The organism is Streptomyces sp. KLMMK, assembly GCF_036961605.1.
Classification (GTDB): domain Bacteria; phylum Actinomycetota; class Actinomycetes; order Streptomycetales; family Streptomycetaceae; genus Streptomyces; species Streptomyces telluris.
The window spans coordinates 1-1,490 of record NZ_JBAMDC010000723.1; the positions used below are offsets into that span (position 1 = coordinate 1).

Sequence of the window (1,490 nt, forward strand, 5' to 3'; positions counted from 1 at the left end):
CGGGCGGCGGCGCCGGCAGCCCGACCGCGACGACTAGCTCGGCCGGGCCGATGACCGTGTCCCGCGCGGGATCGTCCCCGGGCAGCCGGTGGAAGTCGCAGAGCGGGACGGCGCGTTCACCGCCGGGCCCGCGCAGGTGGACGACCGCGTCGAGCGCCGCCAGGGCCACGGCCATGTCGGAGGGGTGCGTGGCGACGCACTGCGGCGAGTGGCCCAGCACCGCGAGGTCGCGGTGCACCCCCTCGCGGGCCGGGCAGCCGCTCCCCGGCACCCGCTTGTTGCACGGCTTGCCCACGTCCTGGAAGTACAGGCAGCGGGTGCGCTGGAGGAGGTTGCCGCCCGTGGTGGCCGTGTTGCGGATCTGCCCGGAAGCGCCTGCCAGCACCGCCTGGGACAGGGCGGGGTAGCGCGTCCGCACGGCCGGGTGGGCGGCGAGGTCGCTGTTGCGGACGCCGGCCCCGATGCGCAGCCCGCCGTCCGGCGTCTCCTCGATGTCCGTGAGCGGCAGGCGGCCGACGTCCACCAGCAGCCCGGGGGAGGCGACGCCCAGCTTCATCAGGTCGACCAGGTTGGTGCCGCCTCCGAGGACCATGGCGCCGGGGGAGGCCGCGAGGGCGGCGATCGCCCCGTCCACGTCGTCGGCGCGCGTGTAGGCGAAGGCCTTCACCGGGCCACGTCCCCGATCGCGGCGACGATGTTCACGTACGCCCCGCAGCGGCACAGATTGCCGCTCATCCGCTCGCGGATCTCGTCGGGGGAGAGGGGGACGGGCGCTCCGGGCGGCGCCGCGAGGGGCGTCACGTGGGAGGGAGCGCCCTCGTCCGCCTCGGCGATCATTCCTACTGCGGAGCAGAGCTGGCCCGGCGTGCAGTAGCCGCACTGGAAGCCGTCGCGTTCGAGGAACGCCTCCTGGAGCGGGTGCAGCGCGTCCCCTTCGGCCAGCCCCTCCACCGTGGTGATCTCGGCGCCGTCGTGGGCGACGGCCAGCAGCAGGCAGCTGTTCGCCCGCCGTCCGTCGACGAGCACCGTGCACGCCCCGCACTGCGCGTGGTCGCACCCCTTCTTTGCCCCGGTGAGTCCCAGGTGCTCGCGCAGCGCGTCGAGCACGGTCGTCCGGTGGTCGAATTCCTTGTGGTGCGCGACGCCGTTGACGTGCAGGGTCACGGGGGAGGTGGTCTGCGGTGCGGCCACGGTGTCTCGCCTTCACTGGAGTCCCTCGGCACCGTCACGAGGTCCCCGCTCCGCACTCGCGCAAACGCGCGGGGCCGCCACTGCACCCGTTCGGTGCAGCCGCGGCCGCCGCGGGGCGCGGGAATGAAACGATCACGGGCGGTGGTTCGGGCCAGGAGAGCCCGCGACCACCGGAAGGCGCCCGCATGACCAGCTCGCACTCCTCCGCTTCCGTCTCCGTCCCCGTCTCCGTCCCCGCACCCGCTTCCGCCCCCGCGGCGACGCCTCCCCCCGCCGCCGCTCCGCTCGTCGGCCGTGAC

At 74.9% G+C, this 1,490-nt stretch carries 2 protein-coding genes; both read right to left on the reverse strand.

What is annotated here, in order from left to right; all coding sequences use genetic code 11:
* Window positions 1–667 (reverse strand): FAD binding domain-containing protein (locus V7793_RS37470; RefSeq protein ID WP_336014188.1); only part of this gene is annotated, 667 nt, incomplete at its 3' end.
* Window positions 664–1,191: a 2Fe-2S iron-sulfur cluster-binding protein gene (locus V7793_RS37475; RefSeq protein WP_443058088.1), complete on the reverse strand. Its 528-nt coding sequence runs from the start codon at window positions 1,189–1,191 to the stop codon at window positions 664–666. The genes V7793_RS37470 and V7793_RS37475, both read right to left, overlap by 4 nt.
* Between the last annotated feature and the right edge of the window lie 299 nt (window positions 1,192–1,490).